General features: G+C 55.4%; 23 protein-coding genes and 1 pseudogene. 14 read left to right on the top strand and 10 right to left on the bottom strand.

Annotation, left to right across the window (positions count from 1 at the left end; all coding sequences use genetic code 11):
* Positions 1 to 47 precede the first annotated feature (47 nt).
* Positions 48 to 806, bottom strand: coding sequence for a pilus assembly protein (locus HS961_RS03810; RefSeq protein ID WP_182326454.1), 759 nt, complete (start codon positions 804 to 806; stop codon positions 48 to 50).
* A 79-nt stretch (positions 807 to 885) separates the two neighbouring features.
* On the opposite strand from HS961_RS03810, the gene HS961_RS03805 reads away from it, so the two are divergent.
* Positions 886 to 1,242 (top strand): phage holin family protein, encoded by a 357-nt coding sequence (locus HS961_RS03805; protein ID WP_182326453.1) that lies wholly within the window; start codon positions 886 to 888, stop codon positions 1,240 to 1,242.
* Here the strand turns inward: HS961_RS03805 and HS961_RS03800 are convergent.
* Positions 1,210 to 2,943, bottom strand: coding sequence for a M48 family metalloprotease (locus HS961_RS03800; RefSeq protein ID WP_182326452.1), 1,734 nt, complete (start codon positions 2,941 to 2,943; stop codon positions 1,210 to 1,212). The genes HS961_RS03805 and HS961_RS03800 overlap by 33 nt on opposite strands.
* Positions 2,944 to 3,093: 150 nt before the next feature.
* Here HS961_RS03800 and moaC point away from each other — a divergent pair, with 150 nt between their 5' ends.
* From moaC to HS961_RS03735, 13 genes and pseudogenes are all read left to right on the top strand, one after another.
* Positions 3,094 to 3,567 carry a cyclic pyranopterin monophosphate synthase MoaC gene (gene moaC / locus HS961_RS03795; protein WP_182326451.1) on the top strand — a complete coding sequence of 158 codons (474 nt, stop codon included), beginning with the start codon at positions 3,094 to 3,096 and terminating at the stop codon, positions 3,565 to 3,567.
* A 54-nt stretch (positions 3,568 to 3,621) separates the two neighbouring features.
* Positions 3,622 to 5,016 carry a glycosyltransferase family 39 protein gene (locus tag HS961_RS03790; RefSeq protein WP_182326450.1) on the top strand — a complete coding sequence of 465 codons (1,395 nt, stop codon included), beginning with the start codon at positions 3,622 to 3,624 and terminating at the stop codon, positions 5,014 to 5,016.
* A gap of 172 nt (positions 5,017 to 5,188) precedes the next feature.
* Entirely contained in the window at positions 5,189 to 6,220 is a 1,032-nt protein-coding gene (galE, locus tag HS961_RS03785; protein ID WP_182326449.1) for a UDP-glucose 4-epimerase GalE, read from the top strand.
* A 33-nt stretch (positions 6,221 to 6,253) separates the two neighbouring features.
* A complete protein-coding gene (locus HS961_RS03780) occupies positions 6,254 to 7,582 on the top strand; it encodes a nucleotide sugar dehydrogenase (protein ID WP_182326448.1) in 1,329 nt (442 codons plus the stop codon).
* 20 nt (positions 7,583 to 7,602) lie between these two features.
* Positions 7,603 to 8,654 (top strand): annotated as a pseudogene (galE, locus tag HS961_RS03775) (UDP-glucose 4-epimerase GalE).
* Between the two features lie 107 nt (positions 8,655 to 8,761).
* The gene (locus HS961_RS03770) at positions 8,762 to 9,445 is read left to right on the top strand and encodes a class I SAM-dependent methyltransferase (protein ID WP_182326447.1); all 684 of its coding nucleotides are present in this window, start codon (positions 8,762 to 8,764) and stop codon (positions 9,443 to 9,445) included.
* On the top strand, positions 9,442 to 10,386 hold the full coding sequence (locus HS961_RS03765) for a phosphoribosyltransferase family protein (protein WP_182326446.1): 945 nt from the start codon (positions 9,442 to 9,444) through the stop codon (positions 10,384 to 10,386). The genes HS961_RS03770 and HS961_RS03765 overlap by 4 nt, the downstream gene beginning before the upstream one ends.
* 21 nt (positions 10,387 to 10,407) lie before the next feature.
* A complete protein-coding gene (locus HS961_RS03760; RefSeq protein WP_182326445.1) occupies positions 10,408 to 11,850 on the top strand; it encodes a lipopolysaccharide biosynthesis protein in 1,443 nt (480 codons plus the stop codon).
* A complete protein-coding gene (locus tag HS961_RS03755; protein ID WP_182326444.1) occupies positions 11,813 to 12,850 on the top strand; it encodes a glycosyltransferase family 2 protein in 1,038 nt (345 codons plus the stop codon). The genes HS961_RS03760 and HS961_RS03755 overlap by 38 nt, the downstream gene beginning before the upstream one ends.
* Complete coding sequence (locus HS961_RS03750; protein WP_182326443.1) at positions 12,844 to 13,857, top strand: glycosyltransferase family 2 protein; 1,014 nt, start codon at positions 12,844 to 12,846, stop codon at positions 13,855 to 13,857. The genes HS961_RS03755 and HS961_RS03750 overlap by 7 nt, the downstream gene beginning before the upstream one ends.
* 16 nt (positions 13,858 to 13,873) lie before the next feature.
* Positions 13,874 to 14,791 (top strand): glycosyltransferase, encoded by a 918-nt coding sequence (locus tag HS961_RS03745; protein ID WP_182326442.1) that lies wholly within the window; start codon positions 13,874 to 13,876, stop codon positions 14,789 to 14,791.
* An 11-nt stretch (positions 14,792 to 14,802) separates the two neighbouring features.
* The gene (gene glf, locus HS961_RS03740; RefSeq protein WP_182326441.1) at positions 14,803 to 15,915 is read left to right on the top strand and encodes a UDP-galactopyranose mutase; all 1,113 of its coding nucleotides are present in this window, start codon (positions 14,803 to 14,805) and stop codon (positions 15,913 to 15,915) included.
* Positions 15,916 to 15,924: 9 nt separating this feature from the next.
* Positions 15,925 to 17,076, top strand: a complete 1,152-nt coding sequence (locus HS961_RS03735) for a glycosyltransferase family 4 protein (RefSeq protein ID WP_182326440.1) — start codon at positions 15,925 to 15,927, stop codon at positions 17,074 to 17,076.
* Positions 17,077 to 17,092: 16 nt separating this feature from the next.
* On the opposite strand, the gene HS961_RS03730 is transcribed toward HS961_RS03735, so the two are convergent.
* The 8 genes from HS961_RS03730 to sucC form a co-directional block, all read right to left on the bottom strand.
* Positions 17,093 to 18,331: a glycosyltransferase family 4 protein gene (locus HS961_RS03730; RefSeq protein ID WP_182326439.1), complete on the bottom strand. Its 1,239-nt coding sequence runs from the start codon at positions 18,329 to 18,331 to the stop codon at positions 17,093 to 17,095.
* Positions 18,332 to 18,336: 5 nt separating this feature from the next.
* On the bottom strand, positions 18,337 to 19,188 hold the full coding sequence (locus HS961_RS03725; protein ID WP_182326438.1) for a glycosyltransferase family 2 protein: 852 nt from the start codon (positions 19,186 to 19,188) through the stop codon (positions 18,337 to 18,339).
* Positions 19,189 to 19,204: 16 nt separating this feature from the next.
* A complete protein-coding gene (locus HS961_RS03720; protein WP_182326437.1) occupies positions 19,205 to 21,169 on the bottom strand; it encodes a tetratricopeptide repeat protein in 1,965 nt (654 codons plus the stop codon).
* Positions 21,170 to 21,233: 64 nt separating this feature from the next.
* On the bottom strand, positions 21,234 to 21,671 hold the full coding sequence (locus HS961_RS03715; protein WP_182326436.1) for a pilin: 438 nt from the start codon (positions 21,669 to 21,671) through the stop codon (positions 21,234 to 21,236).
* A gap of 308 nt (positions 21,672 to 21,979) precedes the next feature.
* Positions 21,980 to 22,663, bottom strand: coding sequence for an FHA domain-containing protein (locus tag HS961_RS03710; protein WP_182326435.1), 684 nt, complete (start codon positions 22,661 to 22,663; stop codon positions 21,980 to 21,982).
* Positions 22,664 to 22,928: 265 nt separating this feature from the next.
* Positions 22,929 to 23,612 (bottom strand): TerC family protein, encoded by a 684-nt coding sequence (locus HS961_RS03705; protein WP_182326434.1) that lies wholly within the window; start codon positions 23,610 to 23,612, stop codon positions 22,929 to 22,931.
* A gap of 112 nt (positions 23,613 to 23,724) precedes the next feature.
* A complete protein-coding gene (gene sucD / locus HS961_RS03700; protein ID WP_182326433.1) occupies positions 23,725 to 24,621 on the bottom strand; it encodes a succinate--CoA ligase subunit alpha in 897 nt (298 codons plus the stop codon).
* 16 nt (positions 24,622 to 24,637) lie between these two features.
* Positions 24,638 to 25,798: an ADP-forming succinate--CoA ligase subunit beta gene (sucC, locus tag HS961_RS03695; protein ID WP_182326432.1), complete on the bottom strand. Its 1,161-nt coding sequence runs from the start codon at positions 25,796 to 25,798 to the stop codon at positions 24,638 to 24,640.
* Positions 25,799 to 25,983: the final 185 nt, after the last annotated feature.

The raw sequence follows: 25,983 nt of genomic DNA, 5'->3' as shown, positions 1-25,983 counted from the left end.
CTCGGTGGCGGCCATTCCACTGGCAGCCTTCGGGCTGCTTTGTTTTTTCAGTCCTCGAACGAATCGATATCGATGTAATAGGGCTTGTCCAACTGGTTCTTGTCCAGTAGCACGGTCCAGAAGGCGTCCTTCACAATGAGCGGTACATAGACCGTATTGTTCAACTCCAGCTGGTGCTTGACCAAAAGCTGTCGGATTTTTTCGGACTGACCCGGGAATCGGTCAATCAGCCGCTGCACGGGCTTGGCATGTGCCAACACCTCAGGTTCCACGTTCTTATACGGCACCCAAAGATTTGCTTGCGCAGCTTCGGAGATACCGCCAATCGCTAGCAGTGCTGAATTGGTTTGCTCCTCATTATTTGCTGACTTGCGCAGTCCCAGCATCTTGGGTCCCCACATCGGCAAACCATGGGGAATCACCGCACTGGCCTTGCGCATCTCCTGCGGATCGGGCTCATTGGCATGCACCACGCGAAATCGGTAGTACTCATAGCCCACAAATACCGGGCGTGCCTGCATCACGGTATAGATGCCATAGCCCAGAGCCGCCAACTGCACACAGGCAATCACAGCAACATCCAAAAGGTTGGTGCGCAGCGGCTTTTTCTTGTTGAAGACCACCCATGTCAGCAAGGGGCCCAGAATCAGGTCCACTCCAAAAATCAATTCCATCAGCTCTTGGCCGCCTGACAACTGGTAGAAAGGCGCTGGATACCAGACAAAGTAGATCAGGCAGAACACGGCACTGAGAAGCACCAGGCCCAGCAAAAAATGAATGCCGGCCGCTTTGAATTTTTCCCTCATTCCATTACCCTTCTTATGGGTTCATGCGCAGCCACCTCCCGCACATGACCTGCGTGAAATTATGCAGTAAGCTCCACCCATGAAACTCATCCTCAAATGGCTGCTCTCCGCAGTCGCCCTGCTCTGTGTCGCCTACCTCTACAGTGGCGTAGAAATCCGCAGCTTTGGCGCGGCGCTGATTGCGGCGCTGCTGATTGGGCTGTGCAATGCCATCGTGCGACCAGTGCTGGTCGTGCTGACACTTCCGGTCACCATCTTGACCCTGGGCCTTTTCATCTTTGTGATCAACGCGCTGATGTTCTGGGCAGCGTCCGGCATTGCAGGCAGCGGCTTTGTGGTGCACGGCTTCTGGGCTGCGCTGATCGGCTCGCTGCTCTACTCCGTCATCAGCCTGGTCATCGAATCACTTACGGGCCGCCTGCTCCTTGGCAAGTGATTGCATCTCGCGCAAGCGGGTGTCGATGATGGAAGCCTCGTAGTAGTCGTTGCGGTTCTGGCTGTTGCGCGCCATGTCTTGACCGGCGCGCAGGCGATCCACCGCAGCGGCGTAGTCATACTGCGCGGCGCGGCTCTCAGCCTCGGCGCGGATGGAGCGCAGCGGCTGGTTCTGCTGCCGCAGCACCCACGACAGCGCCAACCAGGCGCCCACATCCTTGGGCCACTGCAGCACCAAGGTCTGCAGCCGGCTGCTGGTCTGGCGCAGCACATCCCCATAAGCGGTCAAACCAGAGGCCGGCAACTGTGCCAAGGCCTGCGCCGCCAGCACCAGTTCTGGTCGCTCAGGGCTTTGGCCCGTATCATCGCCCACCACGGCCTTGACCTCCGGCAGAAGCACATCGCGGCTGCTGTCCTGGATGCTCAGCGACTTGTCTGAGCCCTGTGTGATCACCGCTTCGTTGACCAAGCCGGTCATTGCATTGCTGACCGTTACCGAGGTGCTGCCCGCCTTGCTGGCTGGGGGCTTGAGTGGCTGGATCTTGGCCAATGCGGCCAGCGCATCTTGCGGCTGCCGGTTGCGCAATGCGACATCGGCACGCAGCAGCTGCGCCTGGCGCATCGCATCGGGGTGGGCTTGCACGGTGGCATCCAACTGGTCCAACGCCGCCAGCGCTTCCGAATGGCGCCCCAGCTGGTTTTGGGACATGGCTGCCAGATACCAGACACCTGCCCGCTGGTCCAATGAGCGATTGGCAAAATCGGCCGCCGTGGTCAGTTGCACCCATTGGTGCAGCACCTGGGGCTCAGGCTTGGACAGCATGCGCGCCCGGGCCGACATCATCTGCGCCACCATGCCCGTGTCCTGCGGTTTGCGTGCAGCACCGGCGGGCAAGCGCGACTGCATGTCGGCAATGCGCTCGGTCGTCAGCGGGTGGGTGCGCAAGTAGGGCCAGCTGCCGTTGTCATTCATGCGGTTGGCTTGCTGCAGCTTTTCAAACATGCTGACAAAACCCGCTTGCGAGTAGCCGGCAGGCGGCATCAGGCTCATGCCGGTGCGGTCCGCCTCGCGCTCCATATCGCGTGAGAAGTTCAGCTGTGATTGGATGGCCGCAGCCGAACTGCCCACCATCAGCGCCTGGGCCGCAGCCGGGTTCTTGCTCGCGGCCAAGGCGCCCAAAATCATGCCGGCAATCATCACCGGCGTCATGCGCGACTGGCGGGCCAGCATGCGTGCAATATGGCGCTGGGTGATGTGGCTCATTTCATGGGCCAGCACCGAGGCCAGCTCATCACGGCTACCCACCACGCCCACCAGACCGGTCTGCACACCCATAAAACCGCCAGGCAGCGCGAACGCATTCACGGTCGCATCCTGGATCAGCATCACCTGCCAGGCAAAACGTTCCTGCAGTTCAGACGTCAAGGTGCCACGCTGGCGCGCTGCCAGCATCAGCTCCTGCCAGATGCCGTTGACGTACTCATACAGAATCGCGTCATCCAGAAACTGCGGATCGCGGTAGATCTCGCGCGCAATGTCATCGCCCAGGCGCCGCTCCTCGCTGGTGGTCATCTCGGCGCCCTCGCCCATTGCCGGCAGGCTGGTATCGGCCCGCGCCTGCAGGGGGGCCAGGGCGGCCACTGCCGCCATTTGGGCCGCGAGCAAGGCACAAGCTGTGCGTTTAAAAAACCATGTATTCATTCAAAATTCCGTGCGGCACTGAATCAAGCCAGAGGGTGGCCAGAGCAGCTCCTTGCCATCAAGCCTTCACCCCAACACGTATGATGAAGCACCACTGCACAAGTTGCACCCTGTATTGCCGCTTGTGACGTATTGAACACGGAAAGCACCATGACTGAACTCACCCATTTCGACGCCCAGGGCCAGGCCCATATGGTCGATGTAGGCGCCAAGCCTAACACCCATCGCATCGCGATCGCGGAGGGTGTCATCACGATGCAGCCGACCACCTTGGACATCATTGCCGCCGGCACCGCGAAAAAAGGCGATGTGCTGGGTATTGCACGCATTGCCGGCATCATGGCGGCGAAGAAGACCAGTGAGCTGATACCGCTGTGCCACCCGATTGCGTTGACGAAAGTGTCAGTGGAGTTCGAGATAGTTGTAGCGCAGCAGGCCGTCCGCTGCCACACCCGCACCGAGACCGTAGGCCCGACCGGCGTCGAGATGGAAGCGCTCACCGCGACACAGATCGCGCTGCTGACGATTTATGACATGTGCAAGGCGGTGGACAAAGCGATGGTCATCGGTGGTGTTCGGTTGCTGGAGAAGCAAGGGGGCAAGTCGGGCACATATATTGCGTAACGGCAGACAGCTCATCATCACTGTTCATCGTCGATCGCTTCCACAACCAGCACGGTGCAAGTGCTTGGACACCTCACCCCTTCCACCACTGAATTTCGAATGCTGCAAAACAGAAAGTCGGCTGTTAACTTTTGCCTGGTGCTGATCGTGCTGCTTGGCGCATTTCTCAGAATCCATACGGCGACAAACTCCGTGGTTGATGCCCCCTTGAGGGCCGACGCAGGTCAGTACTACAGCTACGCATACAACCTGCGCTTTAATGGTGTGTATTCCCATGAGTTCTGGACACGGTCCAACAATCCGGAATACACGCCTTCTGCCGACGCCGTGCGCTCACCAGGCTACCCGCTATTTCTTCTGGCATTTGTTGAAAAATCTCCCTCGCTCAAAGGAATTCTTCAGATAAACCTGGCTCAGGCCGCTTTAGGAATACTTTCGCTGTTCTTGGTGTTTGGCATTGCACGCAAAATCCTTCCAGGGGCCTGGTCGCTTGCACCCACCTTTCTGACAGCCATATCACCCCAGCTAGTTAACGTAGAAACCTATATATTGTCTGAAAGCCTTTTCGGCTTTCTCTTATTACTCGCCGTCTACGTTTGCACCCGCTATAAAAGTGAAGACCGCAGCAGCAGCACCTTGATTGTTGCCGGCTTCTTATTTGGCATCGCCACCCTGGTCAGACCCACTACGCAGTACTTTCTACCAGTGCTCTTGCTGTATGTGGCGCTGGCTTCTAGGCGGCAACTGCAGTGGCAGCACTATGCGGCCATCGCATGCGCATTCATCTTGCCCAGTGCCCTCTGGATGCTAAGAAATCTCATCACCCTGGGCATCACCTCTGACCCGACACTCACCATCAATACGCTGGTACATGGCCATTACCCAGGCATGATGTACAACGCCGATCCGGCGACTTTGGGCTATCCCTACCGGTTCGACCCCAAGATTCAGGAACTTTCATCATCGGTCAGCAGTGCCTTGTCTGGCATTTGGGAGCGTGTTGTGGATCAACCCGCACAGTACCTGCAGTGGTACTTGCTGGGCAAACCCGTTGAGTTTTTGTCTTGGTCAGATGCCTCTGCGGACCAAGGCTTCTTCATATACCCTGCTTTGCAGAGCCCCTACCTCAGCTCTAAATTCTTCATCTTCAGTTATGTGTTGATGCGGCATACACACTGGATATGGGTAGCATTGGCTATCTTGGCCAGTCTTTATTTATTACTCAAATTCTGCAAGCAATCCAATGTCATCAATGCTACAAGCGTACTCTTGGCATTTGTATTCATCTATTTCATCGGCATTCACAGTGTAGGTTTCCCTATCGCCAGATATAACACACCCATTCTTGCATTGGTTTTTATTCTGGCCTTTGTATTTCTATACCAACTGACTGAGAAAATAAAGAGCCAATCCGCCACCTCGCTGGAGGCAGGCATCGTGCAGAAATAGCAACCCATTCATACGATATATTCCATATCTTGCATCGAAAATAATTAACATTTCACATCATTCGATATGCAGCAATTCAGGCTATGCTTCATATTTTGTTCTCGTTTTCAAAACTACGCCGCGCATCCTGAAAATGTGCGGACGATAAGAATGAACAAAGAGAGGGCACCTCATGCATGTGCTTGTGACTGGAGGAGCGGGCTACATTGGCTCGCATACTTGTTTGCATCTGCTGCAAAGCGGAATGGATGTCACCGTCATCGACAACTTTTGCAACAGCTCGCCCGAGGCGCTGAACCGGGTGCAGGCGCTCAGCGGACGCAGCCTGCATGCTGTGCAAGGCGATGTCCGCGACGCAGCACTGCTCGACCAGGTTTTCCAACGCGGCCAGGCCATTGATGCTGTAATCCATTTCGCAGGACTCAAGGCGGTTGGCGAATCGGTCGCAGAGCCCACCCGCTACTACGACAACAACGTCGCCGGCTCGCTGTCCGTGATACAGGCCATGGATCGCGCCTCAGTCAGCACCTTGATTTTTTCATCCACGGCCACCGTGTATGGCGATCCTTCCTCCGAGGATCTTCCATTGCGCGAGACCGCGCCTTGCGGCTTCACGCTCAGCCCCTATGCCACCAGCAAATGGATGGTTGAACGCTGCCTGGCAGATCTGCAGCTGGCGCAACCCCATTGGCGCATAGCGTGCTTGCGCTATTTCAACCCTGTTGGTGCGCATCACAGCGGACGGATTGGCGAGAATCCGCGTGGCATCCCCAACAACCTCGTTCCCTATATCAGCCAGGTCGCCTTGGGCATGCGCGAGAAAGTCTCGGTCTATGGCAACGACTACGCCACCCCAGATGGCACTGGCGTACGCGACTATATCCATGTCATGGACCTGGCAGAGGGGCACGGCGCTACCCTTGAATATTTGGGCAAACAACCGCAAGGTACGCTGCTCACCTTGAACCTTGGCACCGGCCAAGGTGCCTCAGTGTTGGATGTGATCAATACCTTCAGTGCTGCCTGCGGTCGCCCCATTCCATTCCAAGTTGTTGCCCGCCGCCCAGGCGATGTGCCAGTGCTGTGCGCTGACGCCACACTTGCCAACCAGCTCCTGAATTGGCAAGCAACACGCAGTCTTTCGCAGATGTGCCACGACAGCTGGCACTGGCAAACACACAACCCCCAGGGCTACGACACATAGCCGCTGCTCACCGTAATTTTTCGCTATCTCACCATGACCACCATCGATAACACCACCAATCCATTGACGCGGCTGGGGCAGCGCATTGCCTCAGGCCAGGCCACTGTTGGTATTTTTGGCCTTGGCTATGTAGGGCTGCCGCTGGCCCTGCGCTTTGCCGAAGTAGGCATCAAAGTGATCGGCTTTGACATTGATCTGAACAAGGTGCAATTGCTCAACCAAGGCCAAAGCTACATTGAGCGCTTGACACCAGCGCTGGTGCAGGCCGCCCAGTCACAGGGCTTTGAGGCCACGGCCGATTTCAGCCGAACCCAGGAACTGGATGCGTTGATCATCTGCGTCCCCACACCGCTGAACGCCCAGCGTGAGCCTGACTTGAGCTTCATCGTCAATACGGTAGAAGCGGCGCTTCCTTATATGCAGGAAGGCCAGTTGATGAGCCTGGAGAGCACCACCTGGCCAGGAACCACAGAAGAGATACTTGCACCCCGCTTGCAAACCCGTGGCCTGGTCCCCGGCCGCAACTGCGCCCTGGTGTTTTCCCCAGAGCGCGAAGACCCTGGCAACCCCCACTATGGGACCAAAGATATACCAAAGGTCATTGGCGGTATGACCGCGTCCTGCCTGAAACTGGGCCAAGCCTTGTATGAGCTGGCCATCCAGACCATGGTCCCGGTCAGCAGCACCAAGGCAGCAGAAATGACCAAGTTGCTCGAGAACATCCATCGCAGTGTGAACATTGGCTTGGTCAACGAGATGAAGATTGTGGCTGACAAGATGGGCATCAATATCCACGAAGTAATCGATGCAGCCGCCACCAAGCCTTTCGGTTTTGTGCCTTACAAGCCAGGTCCAGGTTTAGGCGGTCACTGCATCCCTATCGATCCGTTCTATCTGACCTGGAAGGCCAGAGAGTATGGAGTCAATACACGGTTTATTGAGCTTGCCGGCGAGATCAACCACCACATGCCGCACTGGGTCGTCGGCAAAGTAGCCGACGCCCTCAACGACCACGGCAAGGCCGTAAAGGGCAGCCGCATCCTAGTGCTGGGTTTAGCCTACAAAAAAAACATCGACGACACGCGCGAATCACCCGCCATCGAAATCATGGATCTGCTGCAAGCCAAAGGCGCGCGCATCGCCTACAGCGACCCGCATGTACCCGTCTTCCCGCAAAAGCGCGACTACGTGTTTGACCTGCTATCGCTGGCGCTGGATGCCGCCAGCGTTGCCAGCTTCGACTGCATCGTGCTAGCCACCGATCACGACAACTTCGACTACGCGCTGCTGCAAGCGCATGGGCGACTGATCGTTGATACGCGCGGGCGAATTACAGCAGGCAAGAATGTGGTGACAGCGTAATGGACACAGAATGCAAGTCCATGCAACACATTCTCGTGACTGGTGCCGCAGGCTATATTGGCTCGCACACCTGTCTGCACCTGCTGCAAAGCGGCATTCAAGTTAGCGTTCTCGACAACTTTTGCAACAACTCGCCTAAAGCACTACACCGCTTTGAGCATATCGCGGGCCGCAGCATACGCCTGATTGCTGGTGACGTACGTGACCCTATCGCGCTGAGCAAGGCATTTGCGACAGAACTTGGCACAAAAAAATTGATACCGTCATCCACTTTGCCAGCCTTAAGGCCGTACGCGAGTCGGTGGTGCAACCCATGCGTTACTACGCCACCAACGTTGGTGGCACGTTCAGCCTTGTTGAGGGCAAGCAGCGCGCTGGCGTATATACGCTGGTGTTCTCATCCGCCGCTACCGTCTATGGTGCCCCTACCCCGGGCAATCTGCCATTAACTGAAGAGGCCCCCACCGACAACACATTCAGCCCCTACACCGCTAGCAAATACATGGTAGAGCGCTACTTAGCCGACTTGTATGCTGCCCAGCCACAATGGCGTATTGCCCGGCTGCGCTACTTCAACCCCGTGGGCGCACACGAAAGCTGCTTGATAGGCGAAAACCCGCGCGACACGCCCAATAACCTCATGCCCTATATCAGCCAAGTTGCCTGCGGCGCACGACCCATGTTGCAAATATTTGGCGACGACTACCCCACGCCCGACGGCACCGGCGTACGCGACTACCTACACGTAATGGACTTGGCCGAAGGCCATGCCGCCACTCTGCATTACCTGGCCCAGCACAACGCAGGCGAACTGCTGACGCTGAACCTGGGCACCGGCCAAGGCCTTTCGGTGCTGGAAGTTGTGCGCGCCTTTGAAGCCGCCTGCGGCCACCCCATACCGTACCAAATCACCGCCCGCCGCCCCGGCGACCTTAGCCGCGCCCAAGCCCTGCTGCACTGGCGCGCCCAGCGCAGCCTGCACCAAATGTGCGCCGATACTTGGCGCTGGCAATCGGCCAACCCTCAGGGGTATGGGGTATGGGGTATGGAGTATGAGCAAAAAACGTTTTAACCGCATACCTGCAAAACGCGTCATCAAGCCAAACATACACATCAAGGATTATGAACACTACAAGCCATACAACCATCGCCAAGCAGTGGCTATAAGAAAAGGCTCTTATGCGTGAAGAAGTCAAGCGGTTACTCCGCCCTATCTATCCATTGGCTCTCCCTGCCTTTTCGCTTTTTCATCGTCACTTCCTGACCCCATGGAATATCCGCAAAAACAAGGGGAAAAGCCACAGGATGCTGGAGATCGGCCCTGGGCCAAAACGACTGGAGGGGTTCGAGTCTCTCAACGTCGTGGCGGGAGTGGAGGTGGACTACGTTTGGGATGCCTCAAGGCACCTTCCTTTCCAGTCAGAGACTTTTGATCTCATATATGCTAGTCATGTCTTGGAGCACGTTCCTTGGTATCAAACGCAAGCAACGCTCAACCATTGGGTGAGAGCCCTGAAGTCAGGAGGAAAACTGGAGATATGGATTCCTGACGGTTTGAAAATTGCTCGCACTTTTGTGCTAGCCGAGGAAGGGGAGCAGGGTCTAATCCAGCAGGATGGCTGGTACAAGTTCAATGATGACCACGATGCTTGTACATGGGCCAATGGTCGCATCTACTCATATGGCGATGGCACAGGAAAGAAGGATCATCCAAACTGGCATTTGTCTTTACTCTCTGAACGGCGCCTCAAGAAGCTCCTTGCACAGTCTGGTCTAGTCAATCTGGAAATCATGACAACGTCTGAGGTTCGTGGCTACGACCACGGCTGGATTAACCTAGGCATGCGTGGAGTCAAGCCGTGAACTATCGCTCTGCCAGCGACATGGCGCGCGCCATCCGGGCCGGTTTGTACATTGTTCCAACAGACGCCGATCTCGTCGTCGGAATTCCGCGCAGCGGTATGCTCGCCGCGAGCTTGATTGCCCTACATGCCAACCTGAAGTGCACTGGGCTCGACGCATTTCTCAGCAACACGCCGCTGCTGACTGGCAGCACCCGGCGGGCACGTCAAGCCTGCATCACCAACCCGCGCGATGCAGCGCATATCCTGCTGGTTGACGACAGCGCCGTTAGCGGCGCCTCTATGCGCGAAGCGCTCGAATCCATCCGTTCATTGGGCTATACGGGCCGGATCACAACATGCGCCGTATTCATCGGCCCTGACTGCCCCGGCATTGACGTGTATATGGAAGTCGTCCCATTGCCGAGGTTGTTCGAGTGGAACCTAATGCACCGCGACTACCTAGCCAACTGCTGCGTGGATTTGGACGGCGTCATGTGCGTGGATCCGACTGCTGAGGAAAACGACGACGGCCCCAATTACCTTGGTTTTCTCGACAATGCCGCCCCCTTGCTCGTTCCAACATACAGGGTGGGGCGAATCGTAACGAGTCGGCTCGAGAAATACCGCACCCAGACCGAGCGCTGGCTGGCACGACACAACGTCGAGTATGGCGCCTTGGATATGCTGGACTTGCCGGATGCCCAAGCGCGGCGAAAAGCCCGTGCGCATGCGCCCTTCAAGGCCCGCATCTATGCCCAGCACGACGACATGGGGCTATTCATCGAAAGTGAACGAGGACAGGCAGCGGAGATTGCGAGACTCGCCGGCAAGCAAGCACTGTGCATCTCCACACAGGAGTTGTTTTCGCCCGGTTTGACATTGCCCTATGCAAAGCAGGCTTCTCGGAGATGGACAGCCAAGAGCCTTCGTTTCCTGCGTCGGCTGGCTGCTGGTGGCTAGCTTTGGATCCGACCCTGCATCATGGCTGAAGTAACAATCGGATCATCGCTTCGATGGCTCCTGACAGGGCGGGCGGTGCAGATCGCTGTGCAGTTCATCGGCATCGCCACCCTGGCACGGCTGATCGCACCTGCAGAATTTGGCTTGCTTGCGCTCGCCAGCGTCGTCACGGCTTTTTTGCAACTCTTCACGGACATGGGAACAGCGTCGGCGCTGATACAGCGCCGAGATCTGGAGAACCGCCATATAAACGCTGTCTTCTGGTTCAACGTGGCAATCGGGTTCCTGCTTGCAGGCTTACTTGCGGCAACCTCCCCAGCTCTTGCCGAATGGCTGGGAAACGAGCGCGCAGCACCTGTGCTTTTGGCGCTGTCCGCGTCGTTTCCGCTGACCACCCTAGTCGCCGCCCACGCAGCTCTTCTGGAGAGGGAGTCCAAGTTTCGTGAGTTGACGCTGTATACCACGATCTCGTCGGTCTTCGGCCTCGCTGTCGCCATCTCACTTGCCGTCAAAGGCGCAGGTGTCTTCGCCCTCGTTTTCCAGTCGCTTGCCACGGCATCGGCTCAAGCCATCATGCTGTGGCGAGCCAGCCGATGGCGACCTGGCAGGCCCTCCATGAACGGGCTCCGTGAACTGATTCCATTCAGCGGCAACCTATTTCTCTTCAACATCGTCAATTACATTCACAGGAACTCCGATACCATCATCATCGGGCGCATATTCAGCCAACAAGACCTGGGGCTGTACAACATTGCCTATCGCATCCTTCTTTTCCCATTACAGAACTTCACCTTTGCTGTCAATAGAGCATTGTTGCCTGCCTACAGCCGCAATCAGGATGAAGTCACTACGCTAGCTGCGCATTATGTGTCCACCTTGCGAGGAATCGCTTTAATCACCGCACCTTTGATGGCCGCCATATGGGCCACGAGAGAGCCGCTGATCGAATTGCTGCTCGGAAGCGCATGGGCACGCTCGTCGGATGTGATCCAGTGGCTTGCGCCGGTCGGCTTTCTGCAATCGGTAGTCAGTACAAGTGGTTCCGTCTTGCTTTCCCGCGGCAAGTCGAGCACTTTGCGAACGCTGGGGCTTGTGGGTGCGCCGTTTCTGACGGCGTCTTTCATCGTCGGCATCCCCTGGGGCATAGAAGGCATCGCTGCCAGCTACTGTTTGGCAAATGTGATTTGGCTGTTCCCGGTGCTGGCTACAGTCATGAAATCTTTGGATGGCAGGCTAGGCAGCGCACTTGCCGCCATTGTCCCTCCTGCGGCCATCTCTATAGCAGCATTCGCTTGCGCATCATGGTTTGCAACCCCAACGCAGTCGTCCGCTGTCAGTCATTTGCTTTCGATAATTGCTCTAGGCAGTATCTTCTTCTTGGCAGGAACTCGGATCTTTCTCTGGAAATCTGTCAAGAGTTTTCTGCATGTACTACCTAGCGTCAGGCTCAAGAAAAAACGTTAAACCAATGCATTCATCAACGCCGCTTCTATCCGTTGTCATTCCCACCCACAAGCGCCCGCAGTTCCTGCCGTGCGCCATCGACAGCGCCTTACAGGCCGCGCCAGATGGCGATGTGGAGGTGATTGTGGTTCCCAATGGTAAGGATGAGTCATGGAAAACGATCACCCAAGCGTATGCGCATGAGCCTAGGGTGCATTGGCAACCAATCGAGGAAGCGCATGCAAACGCCGCCAGGAATCATGGTCTGACCATCAGCAGCGGGAAATATGTACGCTTTCTTGACGATGACGATTACCTGTTTCCGAACGCCCGCACGCAGTGCCTGGAACTCGATCAAGCAAATTTCGATGCCTCACAAGGAGGCATAGATTTGGTGGATGCAAAGGGCGAGATATTCCGCCAATGGCACTCTGCAGTCAGCACAGATTATGTCGCGTCAATGCTAAGGCCTTCGCGCATTACGCATAACTGCGCCATGCTATATCGGCGCGATAAAATCACCAATCAGCGATGGGATATTTCGCGAGGAGTCGGACAGGACACGGCATGGGCTCTTTCTCTTGCCAGAGATTTCGATCTCTCACTGCACCGATGCGATCTTCAAACAGGAGCCTGGGTTCAGCATGACTCCGAGAGGATTTCAACAAAAATAACGGGGCACCAAGGTCATAATGAGATACCCGTCGAAATCCTGCTAAACACCGTAGCCGGATTGGAGTCTCGCGGAGCACTGACAGAAGAACGGCGCCTTGCGGCTGCAGAAGGCATTTGGCAATGCATTCACAATGCCTTCCCTTTGGCCCCTATATATTGGACCAGCATCATCCATCAGGTGCATGATATTGCCCCCAACAGCAAACCAGCAGATCATTTGTACAGCAAATTTCCATTTAATCAATTAAACCCTATCGTTCTGGAGTGGCTCATGACTCCACATAGATTCATCCGCATCCGACGGCGAGAAAGGGCGATCAAGTCAGGATTGGCGCAGCAATGGTAACCGCCGTCGAGCATCCAATAGCTGTTAGCGTCATCATCCCAACTGTGGGCAGGCCTACGCTGTTGAAGCGCGCCATCAATAGCTGTTTGTATGGCAAACACGCCTTGGCCACAGAAGTCATTGTGGTGCCCAATGGCGCAGATGATTCCTGGCCAACGGTCCGCAATGAATATGCCGCCGACCCGCGCGTGCGCTTTGAATATTCCCCAACGCCAGACCAGAACGTTGCTCGGAACCTTGGCATCAAGCTGGCGCGCGGTGAATTGGTCCGCTTCCTGGATGATGACGACTACCTTTTTCCGGAGGCGGCCAGCGCCCAGTACGCACACATGCTTCTGCAAGACTTGGATTTTTGTTCAGCTGGCGCGACGTTGACGGATCAGCATGATAAATCGCTGGGCGAGTTGCCGCAGCCCGAAACCGATTCCCCCGAAATCGCCGCATTGTCCAGAAAGCGGCTGCAGCTTCCTTTCACACATGTCTATAGGCGCAATTCGATCGGAAATTTGCGCTGGCCGGTAGGTGTAAGGCAATCCGAAGACATTGTCTGGCTGATTCGCTACGCAACCGCTGCGCCGCGACGATGGAAACGCATGGATGCCAGTGTCGGCGCGTGGTATCAGCATGCCGGGCATCGTCAGTCGCTGGACAAGCCGTCAGGGGTCGTGCACGAGGTCACCGCGAAGGAGTTGCTTGATGCATGTTTAATACTCCAAGCACAGGGACGCTGGAGCGATGAGCTCGCGACTGTCGTTGCCGAGGCGCTGTGGGCCGTGTCGCACCGTGCTTTTCCTTTCCGCCCAAGGTACTGGACCAACATTGCCACCCAAGCCATGCGGCTAGATACTGAAGCACGCCCTGATGCCCCGGTCTATCGGTATCCTGTCCTCCACGCTCTCGATCCTCGCGCGCTGATGTGGCTGCTGCTGCCCAAACGGTTGGTCTCACTGAGTCTGAGCCTGGCACGAGGCGCTCTGTTTGGGCGCGACTATAGGCGCACGCTGTAACAAGAATGTCTTTCCCATGAACCATATCATTTCAACGGTCGTCGTGACCTTCAACCGCAAGCCGTTGCTGCGGCAGGCGTTGGCTGCACACGCAGTACAGACGCATCAAGGAAGCCAATTGCTGATCGTGGACAACGCCTCCACCGATGGAACACGCGACATGCTGGCAAGCGAAGGCTGGCTGGGGCGTTCCAGCGTTGAGCTGCTGGCATTGCCCGAGAACACCGGCGGCGCAGGCGGCTTTGCAGCAGGCTTGAAGTACGCCATAGACAAAGGCGCTGAGTGGGTCTGGATGATGGACGACGATGCCGAGCCACACCCCACGGCGCTGGAGGAGTTGATGCAGGTGGCGAATGACCCCATGCAAGTCTACGGCTCCCTGGCGGTGAACGGAGCGGACACTTCCTGGCTGACCACGGTGCTCTCCCCTCCTTTGGGCGAGGTGGAAAAGGCAGAAGACGTCCCCGCTCGGGCAACTGTGCAGTCCCTGCCCTTCCTGGGTTTCCTGATCCATCGCAAGCTGGTAGAACGCATCGGCCTGCCCGATACGGACTACTTCATCGCCGCCGATGACGTGGAATATTGCGTGCGAGCGCAGAAAGCGGGAGCGGACATCATCATCGCTGGCAAGAGCCGGATCAAGCACCCTAAGTCTCGGCCCTACAAAGTCGAGATTCTGGGCCGAACCTTGACATGCCTCGCATTGCCGCCGTGGAAGCGCTACTACGACACCCGTAACCGCCTTCTTATTGCGCGCACGCATTACGGAGTTAGGCTATTTACTCAAACCATTCCTGGCTCCTTCGTGCGCCTGTTTGCCGCATTGTTGAAAGAGCCTCACAAACTGGCCCAAGCCCATGCTTTCTTTGCGGGGTTCATCGACGGTTTTCTAGGTATCAAAGGGAAGCGCCACACATTCTGGCGCATTGGTTGATGGATAAACATATGACTTTTTCTACCGTCCTCATCACGGGCGCCGGCTTCGCCGGCAGTACCATCGCCCGCGAGCTGGCCAACGCCGGCCACCGCGTCCACATCATCGACAAGCGCCCGCATATCGCCGGCAATGCCTTCGATGAACTGAACGCCCACGGAGTGCTGGTGCATCGCTACGGCCCGCACATCTTCCACACCAACAGCGAACGTGTGTGGCAGTATCTGTCGCGCTTTACCGAATGGCGCCCCTACGAGCATCGCGTGCGAGGGGTTGTCGACGGAAAAGAGTACCCGTTCCCGATCAATCGAGACACACTGAACCAGCTGTATGGGCTGGATTTGGACGAGACTGGCGCTGCAGAGTTCTTCGAAAAGCATCGCGAACCTCGTGACCCCGTTCAAACGAGTGAGGATGTAGTGCTCAACAGCGTAGGGCGTGACCTGTACGAAAAATTCTTTCTCAACTACACCCGTAAGCAATGGGGCATGGATCCCTCAGAGCTCAAGGCAGGTGTAGCGGCGCGTATCCCTGTTCGCACCAACACCGATGACCGCTATTTCACGGATACATACCAGGTCATGCCTGCAGAGGGCTATACCAAGATGTTTGAGCGAATGCTCAACCATCCCAACATTCAGGTTAAGTTGGGTGTTGATTTTTCGGAGTTGACAGACCTGGAGCTCTACGATCACATTGTCTATACCGGGCCTATTGATGCGTACTTCAAGCACTGCTATGGCCCACTGCCCTATCGTTCCTTACGCTTTAAGCACGAGCACCTGGCTGATGTGCAGCAATTCCAACAGGTAGGCACTGTAAATTACCCAAATGACCATGCCTACACGCGCATCACGGAGTTCAAGCACCTGACGGGCCAAGAGCACACGGGAACGTCCATTGTGCGGGAGTATCCCGAAGCCGAAGGTGATCCCTACTATCCTATTCCTAGCGATACCAATGAAGCACTTTTCAAGCGGTATCGAGAACTGGCAGAGAAAGAAGCGGGAGTGACTTTTGTCGGTCGTCTCGCTGAGTATCGCTACTACAACATGGACCAAGTGGTAGGCGCAGCGTTATCGGCTGCAAAAAAACTGATCGAGCGCCTCCGTCCCTCTTCTTGAAAATCATCTATGCGCATCGCCTTCCTATGTAAACGCCGCTATATGAGCAAGGATGTGGTTCTTGACCGGTATGCCCGCTTGTATGAAATACCCCGACAGCTGGCCCTTCTTGGACACCAAGTGCTAGGGCTCTGTTGGGACTATCAAGGCAGAGAGGACGGCGAGTGGGCCCATGAGGCCAAGCCAGGGGAATTGCATTGGCGCTCACAGGCTTTGCGCGGTAAAGGGCTGTTAATACGAGTCAATTATGCAAAGCAGGTGTTGGACTCGCTACGCGCATTCAAGCCAGATATCATCATTGCGGCGTCAGATATTCCGCATATAGCCCTGGGGGCCTGGCTAGCGCGCAAGCTCCAATGCCCCTACGTTGCAGACCTCTACGACAACTTCGAAGGGTTTGTTCAGGCTCGCATTCCAGGATTTGTGCAGGCATTACGCTGGGGCATACGGCAGGCGGATTTGGTGACGGCCACGAGCGAAGTGCTACGCCAGCATGTTCTAACAGATTGCAAGCCAAAGGGGATGGTTCTTGCGATGCCCAGCAGCGTGGACTTGGCCGTTTTTCATGCGCAAAGCAAGAAAGCATGCAGAGAAGCCTTGGGTCTACCAGAGGACGCCAAGCTAATAGGAACGGCTGGAGGACTCTACCGAGAAAAAGGCATTGAACCCCTATTTGAGGCTTGGCCACACATTGCCGCGAAGCGACCAGACGTGCATCTGGTCCTCGCCGGACCGACTGAGGCTCAACTTCCACCACCGCAAGGAGACCGCGTCCACTACCTCGGAATGCTCTCACATGCGCAGGTTGCGACTTTGTTCAATGCGCTGGATGTCGGTGTTATTTCTGTCCTGGATACCCCCTTTGGCAGGCACTGCTTTCCGCAAAAAGCCTATGAGATGCTGGCTTGCGAGCTGCCGGTGGTGGCATCCAATGTCGGAGCCACTGGAGGCCTGTTTTCCAGTTATCCAGACTTGCTCTTCAAGCCGGGCAATGCAGAAGACCTGGCGCGGGCAGTATTGGTGCAGCTTACCCTGGGAAACCGCCCTCAGCTACCGATCCAGGATTGGACCGAGTTGATCAAAGACATGGAGCAGCACCTCCCTGCTCCGCAGGGTCGAAACACGCAATCAGGGATGGACCATCTGCGTCAAGCCCCTTAATCCTGCAGGTCCGGTCTTAAGCAGAGGTACCTCCGGCGAGTTGCGAAGCAGTCGCATTTTTCAATACCGCAGAATACCGTGCAGCCACAGCATCCCAATTGAGGTGGTCGATCAGATATGCTCGCATCTGGTTTGCTTGGAGCTGCGCCGCCTCAGGGTGGTAGAGTGCCGCCAGAATTGCAGCTACCAGCGCTGCCGTATCCCTGGGATCCACAACACATTGGTGAGCGTAACTGCCAAATATATCAGCCAAGCCAGCGACATTGCCAGCGATGGCAGGGCACCCGCAACCAATGGCCTCCATCAGCGCAACTGGTAGCCCTTCTTGGTCTCCGGATGTAGCCTGCACAAAGGGGGCAACAAACAATGCCGCACGTTGGTAAAGCTGGGGCAATGCGTCTTGAGGTAACGCACCAAGAAAATGCACCTTGTTGTTTAAGCCTAGCGCAGAAACCTGGGCTTTGAGCCGCACCTCATCTGGGCCGAACCCAGCAATGGATAAAGTCGTATCCGGTTTTGCTTTGATTAACTCCGGCATTGCATCCAGCAGATGGCTCAGGCCTTTTTTCTCAACCAATCTTCCAACGAATAAGAGTTCGGAAGCGCTCCGCTGACTATTTACCGCAGGCACAAAGCGATCCACCATGTCCACGCCCATAGGGATCACATCCAGCTTTTTTGGAGAGATGCCCATCTGAACCACGCGGTCGAGCATGGCCGAGCTCACCACGGTTGCCGAGTGGGACTGTTGAAGCACCATTTTCTTCAGCCCGTTCAGCAAGCCTCCTTGCAACGCAAACAGATCCGCTCCATGCGAAGTGACGACATACGGTACCTTTCTACCGCTCGTCACCTTCAGCAATGCAGCCAATAAACCTTGGGGAATGAGCCAGTGCGCATGGACTACATCCACATGAAGGCGACGAGTTGTGCGCCAAGCGCTCCAAGCCTGACACCAGACGAAGCTTGGAACCAGCAGGTATTTCCATTTGCTGTTACGCAGATTCGTAACAATGCCGCCGTTGTTCACCAAGGTTTCCCAGCGCTCTGGCGCATAGCGATAGCGAATAACCTCTACACCTTCTATCACGTCGCTTTCTTTTGCCCCCGCAGCATGCGGGCATACCACCACCACATGCCAGCTACTACATAAGCGCTTGGCAAGCTCCAGAATAAAACCTGGTTCTGGATCACCCTGCCATCGGGGGAAAGTCGAAGCTAATATCAGTACGACGGGCTTTTTACCGTCTGGCATCACTATCACTTACGACCTTGGTACATCAATGCCGTAATTTGCTCCGAAATCAGGCCCATCAGAAAAACCACTACCGAGCCAGTGTAGAGCAACGCACTCATATTGGTAAAACGCGCTGAATGATACCAAGTCCAACCATACCATCCAGAGGCCAATAAAAATAAAGACAGTGCAATTGGTGCGAATATTTTTAAAGGAGAAAATAATGTTCCGATTTTGAAAATAATCAACAAAAACCTGGTACCGTCTTTCAGAATTTTCACATGGCTTTGCCCGATTCTTTTAGCAGCATGAATTGGGACATAAGCCACAGAGTACCCAGCACGAAAAAATGCCATTGTGCTGGTAGTAGGGTAGGAAAATCCGTTTGGCAGCAAGTATAAATATTCACGGAATTTCTCAGCTCGGGCAGCGCGAAACCCGGAAGTCAAGTCTTCAACTTTATGACCTGTCATCCAACTGGCCAAACGGTTATAAAGCCCATTTGCTAATCCTCGCCCTATACTCGCTTGGGAACCCTTTTGACGCGCCCCCACCACCATATCGTTTCCCTCCGCTATTTTTTTAAGCAAACGTGGGATATCTGCCGGATCATGTTGCCCGTCAGCATCCATAAATACAATACATTCACCGCTTGCAGCTCTAGCACCACTCTTAATTGCCGCACCGTTGCCTTTACTGTAGGGGTGGTGCACAATTTTTGCTCCTGCGGCCTCGGCAGCGGCAGCAGTCTGATCAGTGGACCCATCATTGACGACAATGACTTCCGCATTCGGAAATAAATTAATAATACGCTGAATGGTTTGGCCTACCGCTTGCTCTTCATTCTTGGCCGGAAGCACAATACTGATTTTCATTCCCACCTTCATTCTATTATTCAACACTTTTTTCTTTACCGATCCCCTCGCGCAGCAAGCCTTCCATGCGAACAAATTCTTGATCGTAAACGGAACGGGAGCGTTTGAGGGTTTTGTCGGGTTGCTGGGCGAAAACTTCTTTCGCCTGCGCTAGTAGATCTAGTGCGCTTTGATAGTAGCCTGCACGCGCCACATCCGCAACCACGGACAACGCAGCATCTGTCTCTCTGTACACCTTCATCACTTGGCTCATCTGCGCCGATGCCTCATTAGGCTGTCCAAGGCTCAACAGCAAAAGACCACGTAAGTATGGCTCCATGCGCTGGAATACAGAGATATTCTTGTACTGAGGCAATGTTCGCATCTCGTCAAGCAAAGCCAGAGCTTGTTCTTTGTGATGCTCCTCACCTTGCTGCGCGGTGAGCATCTCAACCAGCTTGCGCAAGCCGACCAATGCTTGTGCATCAAATTGCTGTTTGGGCAACGATTCAAAGGCATGACTGAAATCTGCGTCCGTCACAGTTCCCAGTTGGATTTTGGTGATAAAAAATTGCATGGTTAGCAAGGAACTATCAGGCAATCTGGCACTAGCTTTTTGCAAGAACTCAGCAGCCTCCTCACCCCGACCTTGATTTATCAATTGGCCTGCCAGATGATTCTGCGCTCTTGCGGAGTTAGGTGACGACACAGCCCAATAGGTCTGCAGACCTTCCGTGTCCGCCCAGAGCATGCTTCTTTGCCAAGTCAAGCCGCATAACATCAAAATCAAAAATGAAGCAGTGCTCACACCAATAAATTGACTACGCCTCTCTATGATATATACAATGCCGACGGCAATTGGAAGAAACAAAAAAGCAGCAGCTGCATAATTACGGTGTTCGAAGTAAAGTTCCAAACCAACAACAGTGGATTCAACCAAATGCGCACTAAAGAAAAAGAAAATCGCTAATGCCGTATAGGCGCCCAACAAACCTCTATTTTTCGCCCAGAATCCAAATATCAGAAGGCCAATTACACCCAAAATACTTGGCAATGTGATCCAAGGACTAAATATATCTTTTGATATCGTGAAAGCATCCTGAAAGAGTCCGCGTCCTTCGATCCTTGGTATATAGAGGTGATATAAGTATTCCCAAATAATTCGGGGCTCGGTCAACAAACGTTGTACCTGACTGAATGGACGCGTAGGCCAAACATTTGGAGAAAAGTTAACCTCTTTAGCCAATTGCCAAAAGATGGCAGCAATAGGCAGCCAAACAAAAATAGCACGCCAGCGCCAATCTGGCTTCACAGAAGACACTGGCGCCTGCCCATCAACCAATGCTTGCTTCGGTCGACAGAACTCAATGACTAGGACAAAAAGAGGCAATAGAATGCCATTTTCCTTGCTAAATGCTGCCAACAAAGTACCTAGTCCCACCGAGCCTGACATCCACATATAAGCTGCCAGCGGTTTGCGACCAAGAAGCAACCGCCCCTGCAAATACCCCGCCAAACCAGCAAAAACAAACAATGCAGCCAGTTGAGCCATGCGCTGCACTACATACAGCGTGGACGAAACCATATAAGGGTGCAGTAGCCAGAAGGCGGTATTCAAGACTGCAACCCAAATCGCAGCTTTAGATTTTGCGCCATAGAATTTCAACAGATTGAGACTGGCGCAAAAAAGGGCGAACCCCGAAAATAGATGGATCAGAAGATTGGTTCGCTTGAATGGATACGGATCCGTCGGCCAATTGGTTCCATCCAGTACGAAGCTCGCGAGAGAAATAGGTCTACCCAGTGGACCGGCAAAACCATCCAACACAAAACTCTTGAAGGTTTCAAAATCCTTCACCCCACCAAAAGCTCCCAAGGGAGACAAGTTAGGAAAGTCATCAAAAATAAATCCACCTGCCAGTCCCGGCCAATACACGCCTAGGCACACTACAAACAACACAGCCAAGACGAGAGCAGGCTTCCAGCAAATCAGCTTATACATTAACACCTTCCCAAAATGAAACTACCCGCATAAAGCGGGTAGTTGATGCTAGCTAAATTAGCTATTAGCCACGGCAAGAAGCTGGATAGAACTTGGCATCCTTGGAGCCGTCCTTCTTGCACTTCCACTCGATCGAGCCAGAGTGAGTGATAGGGCTCAGAGTCAGAGTAGCGCCGGAGATACCAGCAGCAACGCCGCTAGACTTCATCGTTGCAATGATATGACCACCAGCAGCATTCACGTTGTCAACATACTTACCTTTGATATCAGCAGCAGCAGCCAAGCCAGCAGAGACGTTGCTCGATGGCCAAACGCCGTTGTTGGAGAAGGTTTCCGTGACCGCTCCCTTTGCACCGCTGGCCAGGGTCATGGCTTCCGACATCTGCGAACGAGCCGTGTAGTCTTGGTAAGCAGGCAGAGCGATAGCAGCCAGAATACCGATAATCGCCACAACGATCATCAGTTCGATCAGGGTGAAACCCTTTTGCATAGTACGCAGCATGTTGAATCCTCTCTATGTAACCAGTGATTAGGTAGCCTTGTCGAACTGACTTGGCGTGTGGTGTAGACAGCAAGTGCTGTGCCAACTTCTGAGCGCCTGCAGGACGCGGCCTGCGCTGACAAAATTGCGGCGTTTTGTTAACTTATTGTGGAAGACGTTCATAAATGTCACTCTGCCGAGATTTCTGCCATTTTTGTCACCCCATCCGTATCGAACATTGTGAGCCGACAAACAGCATGCACAAGAGGAAACGGCACCCCAAGGTGCCGCCGTCTCTGCATCGCTGAGGTCAAGCGCTGCCCTAACCTCTACCCCCAAAACTCATAAGCCATCCCCGCGAGCTCAATCCGATCTCCCTTGTGCATCGACAGCCCCACCCCATTCAGCGCTTGGCCGTTCAGCACCACATCCGCAGACCCATCCACCTTGGTGGCGATGTAGCCCTTGCCGCGCTTGGTCAGCGCAGCGACGGCGATGCCAGGGCGGCCGACGGTGGTGACAACTTTGGACAGCAGGATGTCTTCGTTGGCGCCGCTGACGGCGCGCAGATAGGCGCTGGGGGTGTAGGGCTGCTCTTCAACGAGGGGGAAGTCTGCGGGGACGGTGGGGGTATCTTCCTCACCGTACAGAATGTGGGATGCCTTGGCGGTGAGGCTGCCGGCTTCGCTGGCATGCATATAGTGGCTCTCAGGCACGAGGGAGTTCATCAGAAAGCGGATGCGGCACTTGCCGATATCCAGCAGGTCGCCGCTTTGCAGCACCTGGCGGCGCACTTTCAGGCCGTTGACGCGGGTGCCGTTGGTGCTGCCCAGGTCTTCAACGACGACAATGCCAATCTTCTTCTCATAGGTGAACGCGACATGCTCGCCGCTGACCGCCATGTCGGTCAGCACGATGTCGTTGGTGGAACGGCGCCCAAGGGTGGCCCGGGACTCTGTCAGCACGTAGTCCTGCACCACCACACCATCTAACGAAACTATGAGTCTTGGCATATTGATAAACCTCGCCTGGATTATAGGCAAATAGACTACATAAATGGTAGTTTTGATACGCTGTTAACAAACGATCACGATGTGTGGTGTGCTCCCGGACTTTGGTTAGGGGTTAACCCTTGTTTTTCCATATACATAGTATTTTTGAGCTAAAACAACAGCTTGCTGCAAGCATGTGCCTGGGTCAGCGATGCTCCACTCATGATCCGAAAAATGCAAAAAGCGCCCGAAGGCGCTTTTGCTGCGGCGATAAAGCCAATCTCTATCAATGTGCCGACGCTGTATTGCGTTTTTGCAACCACAGGCCCAGGCCTACGACCAGCGCTGCGCCCGCGGCAGCCGCCAGGTAGTGCAGCGCAGGGTTGGCTTCCACCAAGCCGTGCAGCAGCCTGTCGTTCATGATGGTCTCGCCACCTACCCAGCCGATCAGGCCGGCACCCAGGATGATGATGACCGGAAAGCGTTCCATCAGCTTGATCATCAAGGTGGAGCCAAAGACCACCAGCGGGATCGAGATGGCCAGGCCCAGAATCAGCAGCAGCATATTGCCGCCAGCGGCAGCGGCCACGGCGATCACGTTATCCAGGCTCATCACCAGGTCGGCGATCAGGATGGTGCGGATGGCGGCCATCATCGTCCCAGTGCCCTTGCCCGCGCCTTCTTCTTCGTCATGGCTGGTCAGCAACTGCAGGCCAATCCACAGCAGCAGGCAGCCGCCCACGATTTGCAGGAAGGACAGCTCCAGCAGCTTGGCAGCCACCACGGTCAGCAAGATGCGCAGTACCACGGCGGCGCCGGAGCCGAACATGATGGCTTTTCTTTGTTGTTCAGGGGGCAGGGAGCGCGCTGCGAGCGCAATGACAACGGCGTTGTCGCCCGAGAGAATGATGTTGATCCAGATGATCTTCACCAGCCCGATCCAAAAGTCGGGATGATTGACGTAATCCATAGTTGCTCCGTAGTTATGAATAAAGACGCCAGACCTGTACGATCTGGCGTCTTCTTTTTAGTGGAGTACGCAGTTTAGCGGGGCATGCCGCCCCTGGCATGCGTAATTTTGCTTACTTCAGCAGCGCTTGCAGCAGGCGGCCCATTTCGGATGGGTTGCGGGTGATGGTGAAACCGCACTCTTCCATGATGGCCAGCTTGGCATCTGCCGTGTCGGCGCCGCCGGAGATCAGCGCACCGGCGTGGCCCATGCGCTTGCCGGGAGGAGCCGTCACACCAGCGATGAAGCCCACGACAGGCTTCTTCATGTTGGCCTTGCACCAGAGAGCGGCTTCCGCTTCGTCCGGGCCGCCGATTTCGCCGATCATGATCACGGCATCGGTGTCAGGATCGTCGTTGAAGGCGCGCATCACATCGATGTGCTTCAGACCGTTGATGGGGTCACCACCGATACCGACGGCCGACGACTGGCCAATGCCCAGTTCGGTCAGCTGTGCCACGGCTTCATAGGTCAGGGTGCCGGAACGGCTCACCACACCAATGCGGCCTGGCTTGTGGATGTGACCGGGCATGATGCCGATCTTGATTTCGCCGGGGGTGATCAGACCTGGGCAGTTAGGGCCCAGCAGCAAGGTCTTCTTGCCGCCAGCCGCTTCCTTGGCCTTCATCTTGTTGCGCACTTCCAGCATGTCGCGCACTGGGATGCCTTCGGTGATGCAGATGGCCAGGTCCAGATCGGCTTCCACTGCTTCCCAGATGGCTGCAGCAGCGCCTGCGGGTGGCACATAGATCACGGACACGGTGGCACCGGTGTCCTTGGCAGCGTCCTTGACCGAACCGTAGATTGGGATGTCGAAAATCTTTTCGCCAGCCTTCTTGGGGTTCACGCCCGCGACGAAGCAGTTCTTGCCGTTCGCGTATTCCTGGCACTTTTCAGTGTGGAACTGGCCGGTCTTGCCCGTGATGCCTTGGGTAATGACTTTGGTGTCTTTATTGATATAGATAGACATGTGTGTTCTCCAGGGCTTACTTCACTGCGGCAACGATCTTGGTGGCGGCTTCGGCCATGGTGTCGGCCGAGATGATGGGCAGGCCCGATTCGGCCAGCATCTTTTTGCCCAGCTCTTCGTTGGTGCCCTTCATGCGGACCACCAGTGGCACGCTCAGGTTCACCGCCTTGCAAGCGGTGATCACGCCGGTAGCGATGGTGTCGCACTTCATGATGCCGCCGAAGATGTTGACCAGAATGCCCTTGACCTTGGGGTTCTTGAGCATGATCTTGAAGGCTTCGGTGACCTTCTCAGGGGTAGCACCGCCGCCCACGTCCAGGAAGTTGGCTGGCTCGCCGCCAAACAGCTTGATGGTGTCCATGGTGGCCATGGCCAGGCCAGCGCCGTTCACCAGGCAGCCGATGTTGCCGTCCAGGCTGATGTAGGCCAGGTCGAACTTGGAAGCTTCCACTTCGGCTGGATCTTCTTCGTCCAGATCGCGGAAGGCCACCAGTTCTGGGTGACGGAACAGCGCGTTGGGGTCGAAGTTGAACTTGGCGTCCAGTGCAATCACGTTGCCCTTGGAGTCACGGTTGAGCGGGTTGATTTCAACCAGCGATGCATCCGTGTCCATGTAGCACTTGTACAGCTTTTGGCAGATGTCGATGAACTGTGCCACCGAATCAGCAGGCATGCCGATGCCCTTGGCCAGCTCGTCGCCATTGGCTTGCGTGAAGCCAACAATCGGGTCGACCAGAACGGTGATGATCTTCTCGGGGGTGCTGTGTGCCACTTCCTCGATGTCCATGCCGCCTTCGCTCGAAGCGATGAAGGCCACCTTCTGCGTGCCACGGTCGGTCACGGCAGACAGGTAGTACTCCTGCTGGATGTCAGCACCGTCTTCGATGTACAGGCGACGCACCTTCTGGCCTTCTGGGCCGGTTTGGTGGGTGATCAGCTGCATGCCCAGGATTTGCTCGGACAGGGCCTTCACATCGTCGATGGTCTTGGCAACCTTCACGCCACCGCCCTTGCCGCGGCCGCCTGCGTGAATCTGTGCCTTCACCACCCACACGGGGCCGCCCAGCTTCTGTGCTGCTTCCACTGCTTCTTGCACAGTGAAAGCGGGGATACCGCGCGGAACGGGCACGCCGAACTGACGCAAGATTTCCTTGCCTTGGTATTCATGAATTTTCATGATGTCTCTCAGTAAAACAAAATGGGAAAAAACCCGGCGGCCGAGCGCGCAGAACAAAGAATTCGCAAACAAGGCAGAAGGCCTGGCAGTCCGCGAATTTACCATGCTGCACTGCGCCATGGGAGGCTGCGCCTGCAGGAGGCCCAACCGGCGTCCGGGGTTTGCGGGACTTCGGAATGCATATA

It is taken from the genome of Comamonas piscis, from assembly GCF_014109725.1.
In the GTDB taxonomy this organism is placed as follows: domain Bacteria; phylum Pseudomonadota; class Gammaproteobacteria; order Burkholderiales; family Burkholderiaceae_C; genus Comamonas; species Comamonas piscis.
The sequence above is the reverse complement of the archived record's forward strand: the minus strand, read 5'-3'. Positions and strand labels throughout refer to the sequence as shown.